This window comes from Pseudomonas sp. NPDC047961 (assembly GCF_050272435.1).
Taxonomy (GTDB): Bacteria; Pseudomonadota; Gammaproteobacteria; order Pseudomonadales; family Pseudomonadaceae; genus Stutzerimonas.
This window is the reverse complement of the sequence record NZ_JBNNMD010000002.1, coordinates 377412-393744: the sequence shown is the minus strand read 5'-3', so window position 1 is coordinate 393744 and position 16333 is coordinate 377412. Positions and strand designations below refer to the sequence as shown.

The window sequence follows — 16333 nt, the reverse complement described above, 5'->3', positions numbered from 1 at the left end:
CCAAGATGTCCAAGTCGATCCCTCTCCAGGACCACGAAAAGGACGCCCGCCTGGTGCGTCAGCGGGTGATTGTGGGCGGGGTTTTGGTGCTGCTCCTGATCGGCGCCTTGATTGCGCGGCTTTACTACCTGCAGGTCGTGCAGTACGAGCATCACTCGACGCTATCCGAAAGCAACCGTGTTCACGTCCAGCCGATTCCACCGAATCGCGGGCTGATTTTCGACCGGACTGGCAAACTCATCGCCGACAACCGGCCGAGCTTCAGTCTTACGGTGACTCGCGAGCGAGCTGAAGATTGGCGCAAGACACTCGACACGGTGGTCGAGGTGCTGGAGCTCTCCAGCGAAGAGCGTGCGCTCTTCGAAAAGCGCGTGCTTCAGGGGCGGAGGCCATTCGAGCCGGTGCCGATCATGTACGAGTTGTCGGAAGAGCAGATCGCCCGCATCGCGGTGGATCAGTTCCGTCTGCCCGGCGTGGAGGTGGCGGCGCAACTGGTTCGACACTACCCACAGGGCAAGCATTTCGCGCACTCGGTCGGCTACGTCGGTCGGATCAACGAGGCGGAGGTCAAGCAGCTTGATCCGGTCAACTACAGCGGCACCCACCATATCGGCAAGACCGGCATCGAGCGCTTCTATGAAGATGTCCTGCACGGTCAGGTGGGTTACGAGGAAGTCGAAACCAACGCTCGGGGTCGGGTGCTGCGGGTACTCAAGCGCACCGATCCTATTCCGGGCAAGGACATCACCCTGACGCTCGATCTTGAGCTGCAGGAGGCGGCCGAAGCCGCGTTGGCGGGACGTCGCGGCGCCATCGTCGCCTTGCAGCCGTCGACCGGCGAGGTGCTGGCAATGGTCAGCCAGCCCAGCTTCGATCCCAACCTGTTCGTGACCGGCATCAGCTTCAAGGCTTACGGCGAGTTGCGTGACTCGATCGATCAGCCGCTGTTCAACCGGGTGTTGCGTGGGCTGTACCCACCGGGGTCAACGATCAAGCCGATGATGGCGGTGGCTGGGCTGGATACCGGTGTGGTAACCGAGAACAGTCGCGTGTTCGACCCCGGCTTCTTTCAACTGCCCAATGTAAAGCACAAGTATCGGAACTGGAATCGCGGCGGCGACGGCTGGGTGGATCTGGAAACAGCGATCATGCGGTCGAACGACACCTACTTTTACGACCTTGCCCACAAGATGGGCATCGACCGTATGCATGACTACATGAGTCGCTTTGGCCTCGGCCAGCGCGTTGCGTTGGATATGTTCGAGGAGACCGCTGGCCTGATGCCGTCGCGAGACTGGAAGCGTGGCCGTTACCGGCAGGCCTGGTACCCGGGCGAGACCGTTATCCTCGGCATCGGTCAGGGCTACATGCAGACCACTCCGTTGCAGCTGGCCCAGGCTACCGCGTTGATGGCGACTCACGGCAAATGGATCAGACCGCACCTGGCGAAAAGCATCGAAGGTGAAATGCCTGTCGATCCGGAACCGATGCCTGATATTCAGCTCCGCGACCCAAGTTACTGGGATGCCTCCATCAACGGCATGGTGAAGGTGCTGCACGGCCCTCGCGGCACGGCAAAGAAAGTAGGCGATACCGCCGCGTACCTTATCGCCGGTAAAAGCGGTACGGCGCAGGTGGTGGCCATCAAGCAGGGCGAGAAGTATGACAGCGGCAAACTCGCCGAACGCCATCGTGACCACGCCTTGTTCGTCGCCTTCGCCCCCGTGCATGACCCGCAGATAGCAGTGGCTGTGATGGTCGAGAACGGTGAGTCTGGGTCTGGCGTCGCGGCTCCGGTGGCCAAGCAGATCATGGACGCCTGGCTGTTGAACGAGGCGGGCGAGCTGAAGGCCGAGTATGCGCCGGCGCTGGCGGCACAGGGGCCCAAGCCATGAGCGGAACATTTGACCGCACGCTTTCAACCACCGATGTGATGCGCCGTCGGGCGACGCTGTTACAGCGCATGCATATCGATGGGGTGCTGCTGTTGCTTCTGCTGACGCTAGCGGCCGGCAGCTTGTTCGTTCTTTATTCGGCCGGCGGCAAAAACGTCGATCTGCTGATCAAGCAGGCGACTTCCTATGGCTTCGGCCTGGGCGCCATGCTGGTCATCGCTCAGCTGGAACCAAGATTCATGGCGCGCTGGGTCCCGGCTGGCTACTTGGCGGTTGTCGCGCTGCTGGTCGCGGTGGAATTCGTCGGATACACCGCGATGGGCGCGACCCGCTGGATCAATATCCCTGGCGTGATTCGCTTCCAGCCGTCCGAGTTCATGAAAATCATCATGCCGATGACGATCGCCTGGTATTTATCCGCGCGCGCATTGCCGCCAGGCATCAAGCACACCATGGTCAGCCTTGGCCTGATCCTCACGCCCTTCGTGCTGATCCTCAAGCAGCCGGATCTGGGCACTTCCTTGCTGGTGCTGGTCTCCGGTGCTTTCGTGCTGTTCATCGCCGGGCTGCGCTGGCGTTGGATTCTGAGCGCAGTTGCGGCGCTGGTGCCGATCGCCGTGGCTATGTGGTATTTCGTTCTGCACAACTACCAGAAACAGCGCGTGCATACATTCCTCGACCCAGAAAGCGACCCGCTGGGAACCGGCTGGAACATCATCCAGTCGAAGGCGGCGATTGGTTCAGGCGGTGTGTTTGGCAAGGGTTGGTTGCTGGGCACCCAGTCCCATCTGGATTTTTTGCCGGAAAGCCATACGGACTTTATTATTGCGGTTCTGGCTGAGGAGTTCGGCCTAGTGGGCGTCTGCTTGCTGCTGCTGCTTTATTTGCTGCTGATCATGCGCGGCCTGGTCATTACCGTTCAGGCGCAGACCCTGTTTGGCAAGTTGCTGGCCGGTGCGCTGACGATGACCTTTTTCGTTTACGTATTCATCAACATCGGCATGGTCAGCGGTCTGTTGCCGGTGGTAGGGGTGCCGTTGCCCTTCATCAGTTTTGGTGGCACTTCATTGGTAACCCTGCTATCAGGGTTCGGGGTTTTGATGTCGATCCACACCCATCGCAAATGGATCGCACAGGTTTGACTAGAGTGAATTTCTTGGATCGATTACGACGTGGCTGGTTGACGCGAGCGCTCTGCGGAGCGGGTTTTTTCGCAGCGTTCGGACATGCTCCGGCGGTTTTTGCGGCAGATTATCAAGGCGAAAAAGTCGAAGATTTTGTGCGCGAAATGACCCAGGACTATGGGTTCGCCAGTGAGCAGGTGATCGAAGTGCTGGCGCAGGCAGAGCGCAAACAGGTGATTCTCGATGCTATCTCCCGGCCGGCAGAACGGGTCAAGGCGTGGAAAGAATATCGGCCGATCTTCATGACCGATTCACGGGTCGCTCAGGGTGTGGATTTCTGGCGCGAGAACGAGGCAGCGCTGGCGCGAGCCGAACAGGAATTTGGTGTGCCGGCACAGGTTATCGTCGCCATCATCGGCGTCGAAACCTTTTATGGCCGCAACACCGGTAACTATCGCGTCATAGATGCCTTGTCGACCCTGGGCTTCGACTATCCACCGCGCCAGCCATTCTTCCGTCAGCAGCTAAAGGAATTCCTGTTGCTGGCCCGTGAAGAGCAAGTCGACCCACTGACACTGACCGGTTCTTACGCCGGTGCCATGGGGCTGCCGCAATTCATGCCGAGTAGCTTCCGCGCCTATGCCGTGGATTTCGATGCGGACGGACGTATCGACATTTGGAAGAACCCTGTCGACGCCATCGGCAGCGCCGCCAATTATTTCAAACAACACGGTTGGACCGCTGGTGCACCGGTGGTGGCGCGGGCCACAGTAAGTGGCGAGCGGCATAGCGAAGGTCTGACCGAGGGGCTTGAACCGGTCCTGAAGGCCGCTGAATTGCGCGAGCTGGGTTGGCAATGGCCGGCCGAAACGGAGATGGCCAACGACATTGCGGTAACTGCCTTTCGTCTGGACGGGGCTGACGGCGACGAGTACTGGGTCGGCTTGCCCAACTTCTATGTCATTACCCGTTATAACCGCAGCGTGATGTACGCGATGGCTGTCCATCAGCTTTCCGAGCAATTGCTCCAGGCGCGGGGTGCGCAATGACCTCTCGTTTGCTGGCGGTAGCGATTGTCGCTGTGCTGGTTGTCGGATGCTCGTCGGCGCCGACACCGTCGCCGGCCCCCACCAAAAGTGCAGCTATCAGTGGTCCAGGTGACTACTCGCGGCCGCACAAGGACGGCGCGCCTTGGTGGGATGTCGACGTGTCCCGTATCCCTGACGCAACACCCACGCCGCACAACGGCCCGTTCAAGGCCAATCCCTATACCGTGCTGGGCAAAACCTATTACCCCATCGGTGACGGGCGCAACTATCGGGCGACCGGAACGGCATCCTGGTACGGCACCAAGTTTCATGGTCAGCCGACCGCCAACGGCGAAAAATACGATCTGTACGGCATGAGCGCGGCGCACAAAACGCTGCCGCTGCCCAGCTATGTTCGGGTAACCAACCTCGACAACGGCAAGACAGTGGTGCTGCGGGTCAATGACCGCGGTCCGTTCTACTCGGATCGGATCATCGACCTGTCGTTCGCGGCGGCGAAGAAACTGGGTTATGCAGAAAACGGGACCGCACGGGTCAAGGTCGAAGGTATCGACCCCGAGCGATGGTGGGCCGAGCGAGGCAGGCCGGCGCCTATGGTCCTGGCCCAGCCGCAAAAGGTCGCCAAACCCTCGGCTGCTGCGCTGGCGCAACCTGTCGAACAATACACGCCGCCACCCACACAGCATGCTGGCGCCACCGTGCCGATGGAGGTTGAAACCGGCGACAAGCGCGCTGCAAGCGGGACCGGTGTCTATCTCCAGGTCGGTGCGTTTGCCAACCCTGATGCCGCTCAGTTGCTGCGCGACAAGCTCAGCAGTCTGACCGAAGCGCCGGTATTCGTGAGTTCGGTTGTGCACCAAGAGCAGATTCTGCACCGGGTGCGCCTAGGGCCAATCGATTCCCCCGATGAAGCCACACAGCTCGAACAGAGCGTCCGTCTCGCCAATTTGGGAAACCCGCGCCGAGTACGCGGCGATTGAAGGCTGATCATCGCTGATCGATAAGCGACGCTGACCTGTAACCGTTTTTGCCACACCCACCTTTTTGAGAGCGCAATGACTATCACCACCTTCGTGCACCGGCTGTTCCTTCTCACCGTGCTGGCCGTAGCGCCCACCGCCTGGGCCGAGCCGATCATTCCTTCACCGCCACAGCTGGCGGCCAAGTCCTACGTTTTGATGGATGCCGCCAGCGGCAAGGTGCTGGTCGAGAATGCTGGTGATGAACGCCTGCCGCCGGCCAGTCTGACAAAACTGATGACGGCTTATATCGCCACGCTGGAAATCAAGAAGGGGCAGATTTCCGAAAGCGACATGGTGACTATTAGCGAAAAAGCCTGGCGCACCGGTGGCTCGCGGATGTTCATCCAGGTCAATACGCAGGTTTCGGTAGACGATCTGCTGCACGGCATCATTATTCAGTCTGGCAATGACGCCAGCGTGGCCATGGCAGAACATATTGCCGGCAGCGAAGAGGCCTTTGCCGACCTCATGAACAGCACGGCTCAGCGACTGGGCATGACCAATACGCACTTCATGAATGCCACAGGGCTGCCTCATCCAGAACACTATTCTTCCGCCGCCGATATGGCCAAGCTGGCCCGCGCGATCATTCATGAGGATCCCGCACACTACGGCATTTATGCCCAGAAGGAATTCTTCTGGAACAACATCAAACAGCCCAACCGCAACCTTCTACTGTGGCGCGACAAGACCGTCGACGGTTTGAAGACCGGCCATACCGAAGAGGCTGGCTACTGCCTGGTCGCCTCCGCAGTTCGGGATGACATGCGTCTGATCACCGCTGTCTTCGGCACCAACAGTGAGCAGGCACGTGCCGCCGAGACGCAGAAACTGCTGACCTATGGCTTCCGCTTCTTCGAGACCCGGACCTTCTATCAGAAGGGTGTTGAGCTGGCGACGTCCCGTGTCTGGAAGGGCCAGCAGGACCAGGTCAGTGCTGGACTGGCGAACGACCTGACCATGACGCTGCCGCGTGGACAGATGGACAAACTCCAGGCCGGCCTTACCTTTAATTCCGAACTCACCGCGCCAATCCAGCAGGGTGATGTAATCGGCAAGGTCGAGGTAAGTCTCGATGGCGAGGTGCTGCAAAGCACTGACCTGATTGCTTTGCAGGCGGTAGAGGAAGGTGGGTTGTTCAGCCGTCTATGGGATAGCATTCAGCTGTTCTTCTTCAACCTCTTTAACTGAACCTCTGGAGCGTGCCCTCGCTATTCGCCGGGCGCGCTTGCGGATCATGAGTCTGTTGCCATGACCGAAAGCAAAAGCGAAACACAAGCACCCAAAATCGAGTTCCCCTGCGAGCGCTATCCGATCAAGGTGATCGGCGATGCGGGCGAAGGCTTCAGCGAGACGGTGGTAGAAGTGATCCGCCGGCATGCGCCGAATTTTGATGAAACTACGTTGGTAAGCCGCGACAGTCGTAACGGACGTTTTCTATCCGTGCAGGTACTGATTACGGCGACGAGTGTCGAGCAGTTGCAAGCGATCCATGTGGATCTGCGCGCCACCGGGCGCGTGCACATGGTGTTGTAATGGGCCGGCATCCCACCAATGCACGTCTGGTTGTAAGTCCTCCAGGCGCAGGTGCTTAGTCATGAGTATCTCGCTGCTGGGGGTGCGTGAGCTCGGTCTGGTGGACTATCCCGTCGCCTGGCAAGCCATGCAGCGCTTTACCAACGAACGGCAGCCGGACACTGTTGATGAGATCTGGCTGCTGCAGCATCCGCGGGTGTTCACCCAGGGGCAGGCCGGCAAGGCCGAGCACCTGCTGTTGCCCGGCGATATCCCCGTGATACAGGCAGATCGGGGTGGACAGGTGACCTATCATGGCCCCGGGCAACTGGTGTGCTACCTGATGCTGGACGTCCGTCGGCTAGGCTTTGGTGTGCGCGAACTGGTCAGCCGCATCGAACAGAGCCTGATCGATTTGCTTGCCAGCTACGATGTGCAGGCCTTGGCCAAACCGGACGCGCCTGGCGTGTACGTCGAGGGTGCGAAGATCGCGTCCCTCGGCCTGCGCATTCGTAACGGACGCTCGTTCCATGGCCTGGCGCTCAATGTGGACATGGACCTGGAACCCTTCGGGCGGATCAATCCTTGCGGCTACGCCGGCATGGCTATGACCCAATTAGCCGATCTGGTTGAGGGGCCGGTAGCCTTTGCCGAGGTTGGTGCCCGCCTGCGTGAACAGCTGGTCAAGCACCTCGGCTACGCGCAGCAGCAGACCCTCACAGGCGCAGCAATAAGCTAGCTAAGGCAGGCTTATACAATATGTCAGCGGGGCATGACGGATATAAAACGCCTACCCAGTCAAGATAGAAGGGTAGGCGATGTTCGGCACGATCAGTTCAGATTGAGGGTTGGTATTAGGCTGCTGTCGAACGGCTGGCCCGGTACCGGCACCGGAGCGGCCAAGCCCAGGTTGTTCTTCTCGAACACCCGGTCGGCTCGGTAGCTGGAGCGCACCAGCGGGCCGGCGGCGACTTCCATAAAGCCCTTTTCCAGCCCGATATCGCGGAAACGGTTGAATTCTTCGGGACTGACCCAACGCTTGACCGACAGGTGGTTGCGGGTCGGCTGCAGATACTGGCCGAGGGTGAGGATGTCGACGCCGATGGCGCGCAGGTCATCCATAGTCTGCAGCACTTCCTCGTCACTTTCGCCCAAGCCCAGCATCAGGCTGGTTTTGGTCAGCATCTCCGGGCGATGGCGCTTGGCATGCTCCAGCACGCGAAGGGTCTTCTCATAGCCGGCGCGAGGGTCGCGCACTTCATGGGTCAGGCGCTTGACCGTCTCGACGTTCTGCGCGAAGACTTCAAGGCCAGAGTCCGCCACGCGTTCGATGGCTTGCAGGTCGCCGTCGAAGTCTGGAGTCAGGGCCTCAACGACCACCTGCGGGGTGCGCTCCTTGATTGCGCGCACACAGGCGGCGTAGTGCGCGGCACCGCCGTCGTCAAGATCGTCACGGTCCACCGAGGTCAGTACGATATAGCGCAGCGCCATGAGTTCCACCGACTTGGCGGTGTTCTGTGGCTCCTCCTGATCCAGCCAGCCGTTGGGGTTGCCAGTATCCACCGCGCAGAAGCGGCACGCGCGGGTGCACACCGAGCCCATGAGCATGATGGTAGCGGTGCCGTTGGACCAGCATTCGCCCATGTTCGGGCAGTGCGACTCCTGGCATACGGTACTGAGGCGGTGCTCGCCTACGTTGCGCTTGACCGCTTCGAAGCGGCTGCCGCTGGGCGCCTTGACCCGCAGCCACTTGGGTTTGGGTTCGAACACCTGGGGTTCGCTTGAGGCGCGGCGTTTTTGCCCGTCCTTGATCGCGGTGATGCCCTGAGTGGTTCGGAATTTATCGCCGCTGGCAACGGTTTTGGGCTGGGAGATATCGGACATCGGCAATCTGGGCTCCGCTAGAGGCTCCGTGGGACGAGACGGCTTGTGGCCGCCGCGCAGTTTATCACAGGCGCTGACCGGTCAGTCTGCGTGACGAGGCATGCACGGATCGACATCGCCGCAGCGGGGAGCCGCACAGGCGATCTGGTCGTGCACGAGTGTCCTATTCGCGTTTACCTGCGCTACCGTCACTTTGTTTGCCAACAAATGCGAGTCACCCGGTTGCGGAGCCGAGCGGCTTGGTGCAGTGCATGGCCGATGAGTTCGGCCATGCTCGCTAAGGCTCTGCGCGCAGCCGTCCCAGCAATTCCTGCGTCGGATGCCCGTCGGCGGGCCAGCCGAGCTGTTGCTGGAAGCCGCGGATAGCGCTGCGGGTGTTGGCACCGATGATGCCGTCTGCAGTGCCTGGATCGAAGCCTCGGTTGGAAAGGCGTTCCTGCAGCTCGAGACGCTCTGAGCGGCTCAAGGGCTGCTCCCCTTGTGGCCAGTTTGCACGGACCCTGCCGGCGCCATCGAAGCGCTCCGACAGCAGGCCGATCGCCAGCGCATAGGACGATGAATTGTTGTATCGCAGTATCGCGCGGAAATTATCCAGGACCAGAAATGCTGGGCCGCGGTACCCGGCGGGAAGCAACAGCGTCGCGCTTGCGCCATCCATGGCGGTACCCGACGGCAGTCCGGTTAGTCCCAGTTGACGCCATTCGGATACTGGCTTGCGGATAGCATTGTCGGCCTGGGCGTAGTCGAATCCTTCCGGCAAGGTGACTTCGAAGCCCCACGGTTGCCCGGCTTTCCAGCCAGAGGCTTGCAGATAATGTGCGGCTGATGCCAGGGCGTCGGCGGTACTGCTCCAGATATCCCGGCGGCCATCGCCGTCGAAATCCACCGCGTGGGTGTTATAGGTGGTCGGGATGAACTGGGTCTGTCCCATGGCGCCGGCCCAGGATCCCCTCAGCTGATCTGCGCTTACATCGCCGTGCTGGAGGATTTCCAAGGCCGCCAACAGCTGGCTTTTGGCAAATCCAGGGCGTCGACCCTCATGTGCCAGTGTGGCGAGCGAACGGATCACGCCCTTGTCGCCCATGATCTGCCCGTAGCTGCTTTCAAGACCCCAGATCGCGACCAGCATATTACGATCAACAGCGTAACGCGCTTCTATATCGTTCAGCGTCGCTTGGTGCTGCTCGAGCAGACGTCTGCCGCGATCGACACGCTGTTTCGACAGGGCGCCATCCAAGTACTGCCAGACCGGGCGGGTGAATTCCGGCTGGCTGCGATCAGCGATGATGATGCTTGGATCAGGCGTGACGCCTGCAAAGGCACGGTCGAAGACCTGCGCCGAGATACCCGCGTTAAGGGCTTGGCTACGAAACCTGTTGCGCCATTCTGCGAAGCTCAGCTGTTCAGGCTCGGCTTCGGATGACAAGGCGGTGAGTTCGACGGTGCTAGGGGATGGAGGGCTAGCGGAGGCCAGCGCGCTCGGTGCGACCGGTTCGGCGGCGCAGGCGACCATGATGCTCAGGGCTGATCCGGCAATCAGGGTACGCAGCAGCAGGACGGGAACGAAGGTGTAAAGCATGCACCACTCTCGGCAGGTCATCGGCACGTGACATTATCACGCTTTGAGTGACTTGGCTTTTCAAGCCGCCAGAAGGACCGAAGCCTCCCAGTTGGTGGACTGGGAGGCTTCACGGCGGTAGCTGCCTTTGCCTTTTTTAGGCTGTTCCTGGCGGCTGCGGAATAGGGGTTGGGCCACCAGACTCTTGGCCTTGTTTGGCCGCTTTCGTTGCTTGCTCATCGATTACCCTCTCGGTTGCTATGGGTCAGCCGGGGGCATCATAGGGACTGTATAAAAAATGTCCAGACCTGGACGGTAGGCAACCTCTGGCGCTTAGCGCAAATCAGAGAGCCTGACCGCACCTGAGGGACGACACCCACACTGTTTCGCTTCGTGCTACAGCCTGATCTGCCGTCCGCTCAGCTGAAGGCAGAGATCGGTCAAGCCGACCCATGGGTCACCTTCGGCCTGCCCTTTGATTTGCTCATCGATGCGCTGCGCATCCATCAGGAGCCGCTGCCAACCCGCTGCATCGTTGCGCTGCAAGGCTTTGCTGACCAGCGGCTTGCGCTTGTCCCATACCGGCGGGCGGGCCTGGCTGAATGCCCGGTCAAGCGGTACGCCTTGACTGTACTGCTGGGCGATGTTGGCCAGCTGGCGGACTTCTCGCGCGACGGCCCAGAGAATGACCGGCGCTTCGACCCCCTCGCCACGCAGTCCTGCAAGCATCTGCAGGATGTGTTCGGGCTGGCCCAGCAGCGCGGCATCAATCAGCCCGAAGACGTCGTAGCGGGCGCTATCGGCAACCGCAGCCTGGACGGTTTCGGTGGTTACCTGGCCCGCTTCAGCGAGCAGTTTGAGTTTTTCGATTTCCTGCGCGGCGGCGAGTAGGTTGCCTTCGACACGAGCCGCGATCAACTCCACGGCTTCCTGGTCCGCAGCAAGACCGGCTTGCGCCAGGCGCTGGCGAATCCACTGCGGCAGCTGTTGCGCGTCCACCGGCCAGATCTGCACGAACTGCACGTGCTTGCCGTCGATCAGCGCCTTGGCCCATTTGGTCTTCTGGGTATTGCCGTCTAGCTTGGGCAGGCTGATCAGCAGTACCGTGTCTTCTGCGGGACGCGCAAGGTAGTCGATCAGCGCCGCGGCGCCTTTGTCGCCGGGCTTGCCGTTGGAAATGCGCAGCTCCAGGAGGCGTTTTTCCGCAAACAGGGAAAGGCTGGCACCGGCTTCGATGAGTAGGCCCCAGTCGAAACCGGTCTCGACGTTTAGAACCTGGCGTTCGCTGAAGTCCTGTTGACGGCAAGCCGCACGTATCGCGTCGCAGGCTTCCTGGCAGAGCAAGTGTTCGTCGCCACTGACCACATAAATCGGCGCAAGAGAGCCTTGTAAGTGCTTGGCGAGCTGGGCGGGAGGTAGCTTCATCGGAAGGGCCGGGAGCCTGCGCTGGCGGGCTCCCCGGTCGTCATTGGAGGGGCAGTTCGATGGGCGACTGCAATGGTCGCGCAGACTGTTCGCGCATCTGAGCCTCGATCGTCTCGGCTTCAGCACGCTTCTTCGCTTCCGCTGTCTGCTGCAGTTGGTCGAGCTGAGCAGGCGTGATGTTGCGTAGGCGCATGCTCAGTTGCTGCAGAAGCTCGCGGCGCATTTCCCGGCGCAGCTGGCTGGCTTCCTGATCCGAACTGATCAGGTTGCTGCTGTCATGAACGTAGACCTTGGATACTTCGACTTGGTTTTCCAGCAGCACCGTGTTCTGCGGGCCACGGATCTCATAGTCGAGGGTCTGGGTCAGTTCGTATTCGGCAGTGCGCGCAGCGGTGGTGTAACTGGCGGTGCGCTGGCGGGTCTGCTCGCGTACCAGGTCCAGGGTATAGCGAGCGCCCGGATAAACCCTGACGCCGCTGTCCTTGAGCAGTTCTTCAAGTTGCTGCACGGTTTCGCCATAGCTGTTGCGCGCTTGCAGATTAATTTCATCGAGCGCGAAACTGGTATCGCCTGTCCCGCGAAGCTGAAAGCCGCAGGCGCTCAACAGCAGGGCCAGGCCGACCACCACCAGATTGCGTTTGATCATGTTGTATCCCCTTGCCAGCCTTGGCGCACGCGCCAAGGCGAATCAGTTAGCGACGATGTTGACCAGCTTGCCCAGTACCACGATGACCTTGCGAATCGTCAGGCCCTCGGTGAAACGCACTACGTTCTCGTTCGCGCGGGCAGTGGCTTCGACTTCTTCACGTGTGGCGCTGGCGGGCACTTCGATTTGTCCGCGTAGCTTGCCGTTGACTTGCACCACCAGCGTCAGGCTGTCCTGAACCAGAGCAGACTCGTCGACGGCCGGCCACTGTGCATCAATGATCGAGCCGTTGTTGCCCAGCTGTTGCCAGAGTTCGTGGCTGATGTGAGGTGTGATAGGGGCCAGCAGCAGTGCGACGGTTTCCAGGCCTTCCTGCAGCAGCGCACGGTCCTGCTCGGTTGCAGCCGCCGCTTTCTCCAGCACGTTCATCAACGTCATCACCTGGGCGATCGCGGTGTTGAATTTGTGATGCTGCCCAACATCCTGGCTGGCCTGCTTGATCGCAAGGTGGATTGCGCGGCGTACAGCCTTCTGCTCATCGCTGAGGGCGGAAATATCCAGTTTCGCAACGGCACCCGCACTGACATGGGCATGTGCCAGTCGCCAGACGCGGCGAAGGAAGCGGCTCGCACCCTCGACGCCGGAATCGGACCATTCCAGGCTCATGTCCGGCGGTGAGGCAAACATCATGAACAGGCGGCAGGTATCGGCGCCATAGCTGTCGATCATGGCTTGCGGGTCGACACCGTTGTTTTTCGATTTGGACATCTTCTCGGTGCCGCCGATCTCCACCGGCAGGCCATCGCTGGCGAGCTTCGCACCAATGACCTTGGCCTTGGCATCACGCTCGACAATAACGTCGGCCGGGTTGAACCAGTCCTTGCCACCGTTTTCCAGGGTGCGGTAGTAGGTGTCGGCAATCACCATGCCCTGGGTCAGCAGATTCTTGAACGGCTCGTTGGAGCTGACCAGGCCTTCGTCGCGCATCAGCTTGTGGAAGAAGCGCGCGTAGAGCAGGTGCAGAATCGCGTGCTCGATGCCGCCGATGTACTGATCCACCGGCAGCCAGTGGTTAGCTGCGGCTGGGTCGACCATGCCCTGATCATAGTGAGGTGAGGCGTAGCGGGCGAAGTACCAGGACGACTCGACAAAGGTGTCCATGGTGTCGGTTTCACGCTTGGCTGCGGCGCCGCATTTGGGGCAGCTGCAGTCATAGAATTCCGGCATACGGGCCAGCGGCGAACCGGCGCCGTCAGGGACGACGTCTTCGGGCAGTACGACCGGCAACTGTTCTTCCGGCACCGGGACATCACCGCAGGTTTCGCAATGGATGATCGGGATCGGGCAGCCCCAGTAACGTTGGCGGCTGATCCCCCAATCGCGCAGACGGAACTGGGTGCGGGCTTGGCCCAGGCCTTTGCGCTGCAGCGCGGCTTCCATGGCATCAAAGGCGCCGTCGAAGTCCAGCCCGTCGAAATCGCCAGAGTTGATCAGCTCCCCATGTTCGCCATAGGCATCGTTCCAGGGCGCGGGCGTTTCGTCGCCGGCACTGGTGCGCACCACCGGCTTGATCGGCAGGTCGTACTTGGTGGCGAAGGCAAAGTCGCGCTCGTCGTGGGCCGGTACGGCCATCACGGCACCTTCGCCGTAATTCATCAATACATAGTTAGCGACCCAGACCGGCAGCAGTTCGCCTGTCAGTGGGTGCTGCACACGCAGGGAAGTGGCGAGGCCTTTCTTTTCCTGAGTGGCGATATCGGCTTCGGCCACGCCGCCACGCTTGCACTCGTCAATGAATGCCTGCAATTGGGCGTTGTTCTGGGCGGCGAGTGTGGCCAGCGGATGTTCGGCCGCCACGGCGACATAGGTCGCGCCCATCAGCGTATCGGGGCGGGTGGTGAAGACCTTCATCACGCCTTCGCTGCCGATGCTGGCGACGTCGTAAGGGAAGCTGATCTCCATCCCTCGCGACTTGCCGATCCAGTTGCGCTGCATGGTCTTGACCTGTTCCGGCCAGCCGTCCAGCTCGTCCAGGCTTTCCAGCAGCTCATCCGCGTAGGCGGTGATCTTGAAGTAGTACATGGGGATTTCGCGCTTCTCGATCAGCGCGCCGGAACGCCAGCCGCGGCCATCGATGACCTGCTCGTTGGCCAGCACCGTCTGGTCGACCGGGTCCCAGTTGACGGTGCCGTTCTTGCGGTAGATCACGCCTTTTTCATACAGGCGGGTAAACAGCCATTGTTCCCAACGGTAGTAATCGGGTTTGCAGGTGGTGACTTCGCGCGTCCAGTCGACTGCCAGGCCCAGGCTCTTCAGCTGGGTGCGCATGTAGTCGATGTTTTCGTAGGTCCACTTGGCCGGCGCGACCTTGTTTTTCATGGCCGCGTTTTCTGCTGGCATACCGAACGCGTCCCAGCCCATGGGCTGCAGCACGTTCTTGCCCTGCATACGCTGGTAGCGTGCAATCACGTCGCCGATGGTGTAGTTGCGCACGTGCCCCATGTGCAGCTTGCCGCTGGGGTAGGGGAACATCGACAGGCAATAGAAGGTGTCCTTGCCTGGCTGTTCGCTCACTTCAAAGGATTTCTGCGCGTCCCAGTGGGACTGCGCGGCGGCTTCGATCTCGCGGGGCTGATACTGTTCGTGCATGGCTACTGGCGTTGGAAAAGAGGCTGGCTGCTCGCATCGCAACTCGGGCTGCCGCACCGCCGGCTCTAAGCCTGACGCAAACGGCGGCGCAACGGGGTTGATACGAACGCATGGAAGCGCCGTAGCATACATGACCCTTCGCAACCGAGGGAAACCCGATTTGCCAGCATTGTTCGGCCCCGTTTGTCGAGTGCGAGGTGGATGTTCGAGTCTGAACTACGCTTGTACAGGGGGCGGGATGAGCATGAGGTGAATCATGGGTAGAGAGCGCCAGGCGAATGAGGGAAACCTGTACGGACGCGTGCTGCAACGGCTGACACTGGCTCTGGAAGAAGCCGAACGAACGACGGGTGATGACACTGGGACTACTACCGAATTGGAGGTTGGTGGGTTGACGCCTGCCGAGTTCGACCTGATCCGAGCCTATCTGCAACAGGATGCGCAATGGCTGTCCGGTTGGCACGCGGCTGCCGAGGAACAGGCGCAGCTGGACCGCCAGGCGACCCGGCCCGCGTTGCGTAATGTGCTGCGGCATCACTCCGGCAAGCGCTGCAAGCAGAGTCCACCCGCGCTTCAGCAGACTATGACCTGCGCGCTCTGCGGCGCCAGCGTGCATTGGCCAGAGGGGGCCGGTCCGGTGGCCTGTTCGGCGTGTGGCTCGCAGTTGCTGCGTGCCAGGCAACGGTTGCATACCTACCCAAAGCATTGAAGGCGTCCGTGCTGCCGACAAGTGGGCGCCCCGGGAGGTAAAGTTGCGGCGACGATCAACCGGAGCTGCACATGCCGATACGCTATTTCTTCAAACAATTGCTGCTACCGCCCGGCGGGCTGTTGTTGCTGTTGCTCGCAGCCTGGTGGCTGCGGCGGCGCTCGCCACGGCTGGCAGCGTTCTGTTTCGTGCTGGGATTCGGCGGGCTGTGGCTGATGAGCTTACCGGTGACGGTCGAGTGGGCGGCGCGGGCAATTGAAAGCGAAGTGGCGCTGGATCGCTCGGAGTGGAGCGGCCTCGGCCAGCGTGCCCAGGCGATTGTCGTGTTGGGCGCAGGTCGTGAACAGGCCGATCCTGGCTGGGGTTCCGATCAGCCCAGCCATATTGCGCTCGAGCGGCTGCGTTACGCCTCGCGATTGGCAAAGGCATCGGGTCTGCCGATCCTGGCGAGTGGTGGGCTGCACTATGGCGAGCCGCCGAGTGAAGCGCTACTGGCTGCCGAGGCGCTGGAGCGTGATTTCAACACACCGACGCAATGGCTCGAAGAGCGCAGTCGGACCACTTGGGAGAACGCGCGCTACAGTGCGGAAATGCTCAAGGCGGCGGGCATCGAACGTATCGTGCTGGTAACTTCGGCATCGCACATGCCACGGTCCCGCTGGTGTTTCGAGGAGGTGGGGCTGGAGGTGATCGCCGCCCCGGTAGGATTCGTGGGTGTCCCCAACGGGCGACCTTTTGGTGGCTGGCTGCCCGAGGCGAAGGCCGTCTGGCAGACCGGCATGCTGCTCAACGAAGCGGTTGGCATGCTGGTCTATCCGCTGCTTTATGACGGCGACTCTGAATAGCGCTGCGTTGGC

15 protein-coding genes are annotated in these 16333 nt (G+C 61.0%); 9 read left to right on the top strand and 6 right to left on the bottom strand.

Annotated features, from left to right (window positions below):
* Positions 1 to 5 precede the first annotated feature (5 nt).
* The 7 genes from mrdA (at position 6) to lipB (ending at position 7344) form a co-directional block, all read left to right on the top strand.
* The gene (mrdA, locus tag ACQKIK_RS08155) at positions 6 to 1895 is read left to right on the top strand and encodes a penicillin-binding protein 2 (protein ID WP_499135546.1); all 1890 of its coding nucleotides are present in this window, start codon (positions 6 to 8) and stop codon (positions 1893 to 1895) included.
* A gap of 38 nt (positions 1896 to 1933) precedes the next feature.
* Positions 1934 to 3037, top strand: coding sequence for a rod shape-determining protein RodA (rodA, locus tag ACQKIK_RS08150; RefSeq protein WP_177327056.1), 1104 nt, complete (start codon positions 1934 to 1936; stop codon positions 3035 to 3037).
* Entirely contained in the window at positions 3019 to 4068 is a 1050-nt protein-coding gene (mltB, locus tag ACQKIK_RS08145; RefSeq protein ID WP_499135545.1) for a lytic murein transglycosylase B, read from the top strand. Before rodA ends, mltB begins: the two co-directional genes overlap by 19 nt.
* The gene (locus tag ACQKIK_RS08140) at positions 4065 to 5048 is read left to right on the top strand and encodes a septal ring lytic transglycosylase RlpA family protein (protein WP_499135544.1); all 984 of its coding nucleotides are present in this window, start codon (positions 4065 to 4067) and stop codon (positions 5046 to 5048) included. The genes mltB and ACQKIK_RS08140 overlap by 4 nt, the downstream gene beginning before the upstream one ends.
* Positions 5049 to 5123: 75 nt before the next feature.
* On the top strand, positions 5124 to 6281 hold the full coding sequence (locus ACQKIK_RS08135) for a D-alanyl-D-alanine carboxypeptidase family protein (protein ID WP_499135543.1): 1158 nt from the start codon (positions 5124 to 5126) through the stop codon (positions 6279 to 6281).
* Positions 6282 to 6341: 60 nt separating this feature from the next.
* Positions 6342 to 6626, top strand: coding sequence for a DUF493 domain-containing protein (locus ACQKIK_RS08130; RefSeq protein ID WP_045424051.1), 285 nt, complete (start codon positions 6342 to 6344; stop codon positions 6624 to 6626).
* A 61-nt stretch (positions 6627 to 6687) separates the two neighbouring features.
* The gene (gene lipB, locus ACQKIK_RS08125; protein WP_045424053.1) at positions 6688 to 7344 is read left to right on the top strand and encodes a lipoyl(octanoyl) transferase LipB; all 657 of its coding nucleotides are present in this window, start codon (positions 6688 to 6690) and stop codon (positions 7342 to 7344) included.
* Between the two features lie 92 nt (positions 7345 to 7436).
* On the opposite strand, the gene lipA is transcribed toward lipB, so the two are convergent.
* The 6 genes from lipA to leuS form a co-directional block, all read right to left on the bottom strand.
* A complete protein-coding gene (lipA, locus tag ACQKIK_RS08120) occupies positions 7437 to 8489 on the bottom strand; it encodes a lipoyl synthase (protein WP_127840198.1) in 1053 nt (350 codons plus the stop codon).
* Positions 8490 to 8766: 277 nt separating this feature from the next.
* Positions 8767 to 10068 carry a lytic murein transglycosylase gene (locus ACQKIK_RS08115; RefSeq protein ID WP_499135542.1) on the bottom strand — a complete coding sequence of 434 codons (1302 nt, stop codon included), beginning with the start codon at positions 10066 to 10068 and terminating at the stop codon, positions 8767 to 8769.
* 60 nt (positions 10069 to 10128) lie between these two features.
* A complete protein-coding gene (gene arfA / locus ACQKIK_RS08110; RefSeq protein WP_021209677.1) occupies positions 10129 to 10287 on the bottom strand; it encodes an alternative ribosome rescue factor ArfA in 159 nt (52 codons plus the stop codon).
* Between the two features lie 156 nt (positions 10288 to 10443).
* Entirely contained in the window at positions 10444 to 11472 is a 1029-nt protein-coding gene (holA, locus tag ACQKIK_RS08105; RefSeq protein WP_499135541.1) for a DNA polymerase III subunit delta, read from the bottom strand.
* Positions 11473 to 11512: 40 nt separating this feature from the next.
* Positions 11513 to 12118 carry an LPS-assembly lipoprotein LptE gene (locus ACQKIK_RS08100; protein WP_499135540.1) on the bottom strand — a complete coding sequence of 202 codons (606 nt, stop codon included), beginning with the start codon at positions 12116 to 12118 and terminating at the stop codon, positions 11513 to 11515.
* A gap of 42 nt (positions 12119 to 12160) precedes the next feature.
* Positions 12161 to 14767, bottom strand: coding sequence for a leucine--tRNA ligase (leuS, locus tag ACQKIK_RS08095; RefSeq protein ID WP_499135539.1), 2607 nt, complete (start codon positions 14765 to 14767; stop codon positions 12161 to 12163).
* A gap of 256 nt (positions 14768 to 15023) precedes the next feature.
* On the opposite strand from leuS, the gene ACQKIK_RS08090 reads away from it, so the two are divergent.
* On the top strand, positions 15024 to 15476 hold the full coding sequence (locus tag ACQKIK_RS08090) for a hypothetical protein (RefSeq protein WP_499135538.1): 453 nt from the start codon (positions 15024 to 15026) through the stop codon (positions 15474 to 15476).
* Between the two features lie 71 nt (positions 15477 to 15547).
* Positions 15548 to 16321: a YdcF family protein gene (locus ACQKIK_RS08085; RefSeq protein ID WP_499135537.1), complete on the top strand. Its 774-nt coding sequence runs from the start codon at positions 15548 to 15550 to the stop codon at positions 16319 to 16321.
* The last annotated feature ends 12 nt before the right edge of the window (positions 16322 to 16333 follow it).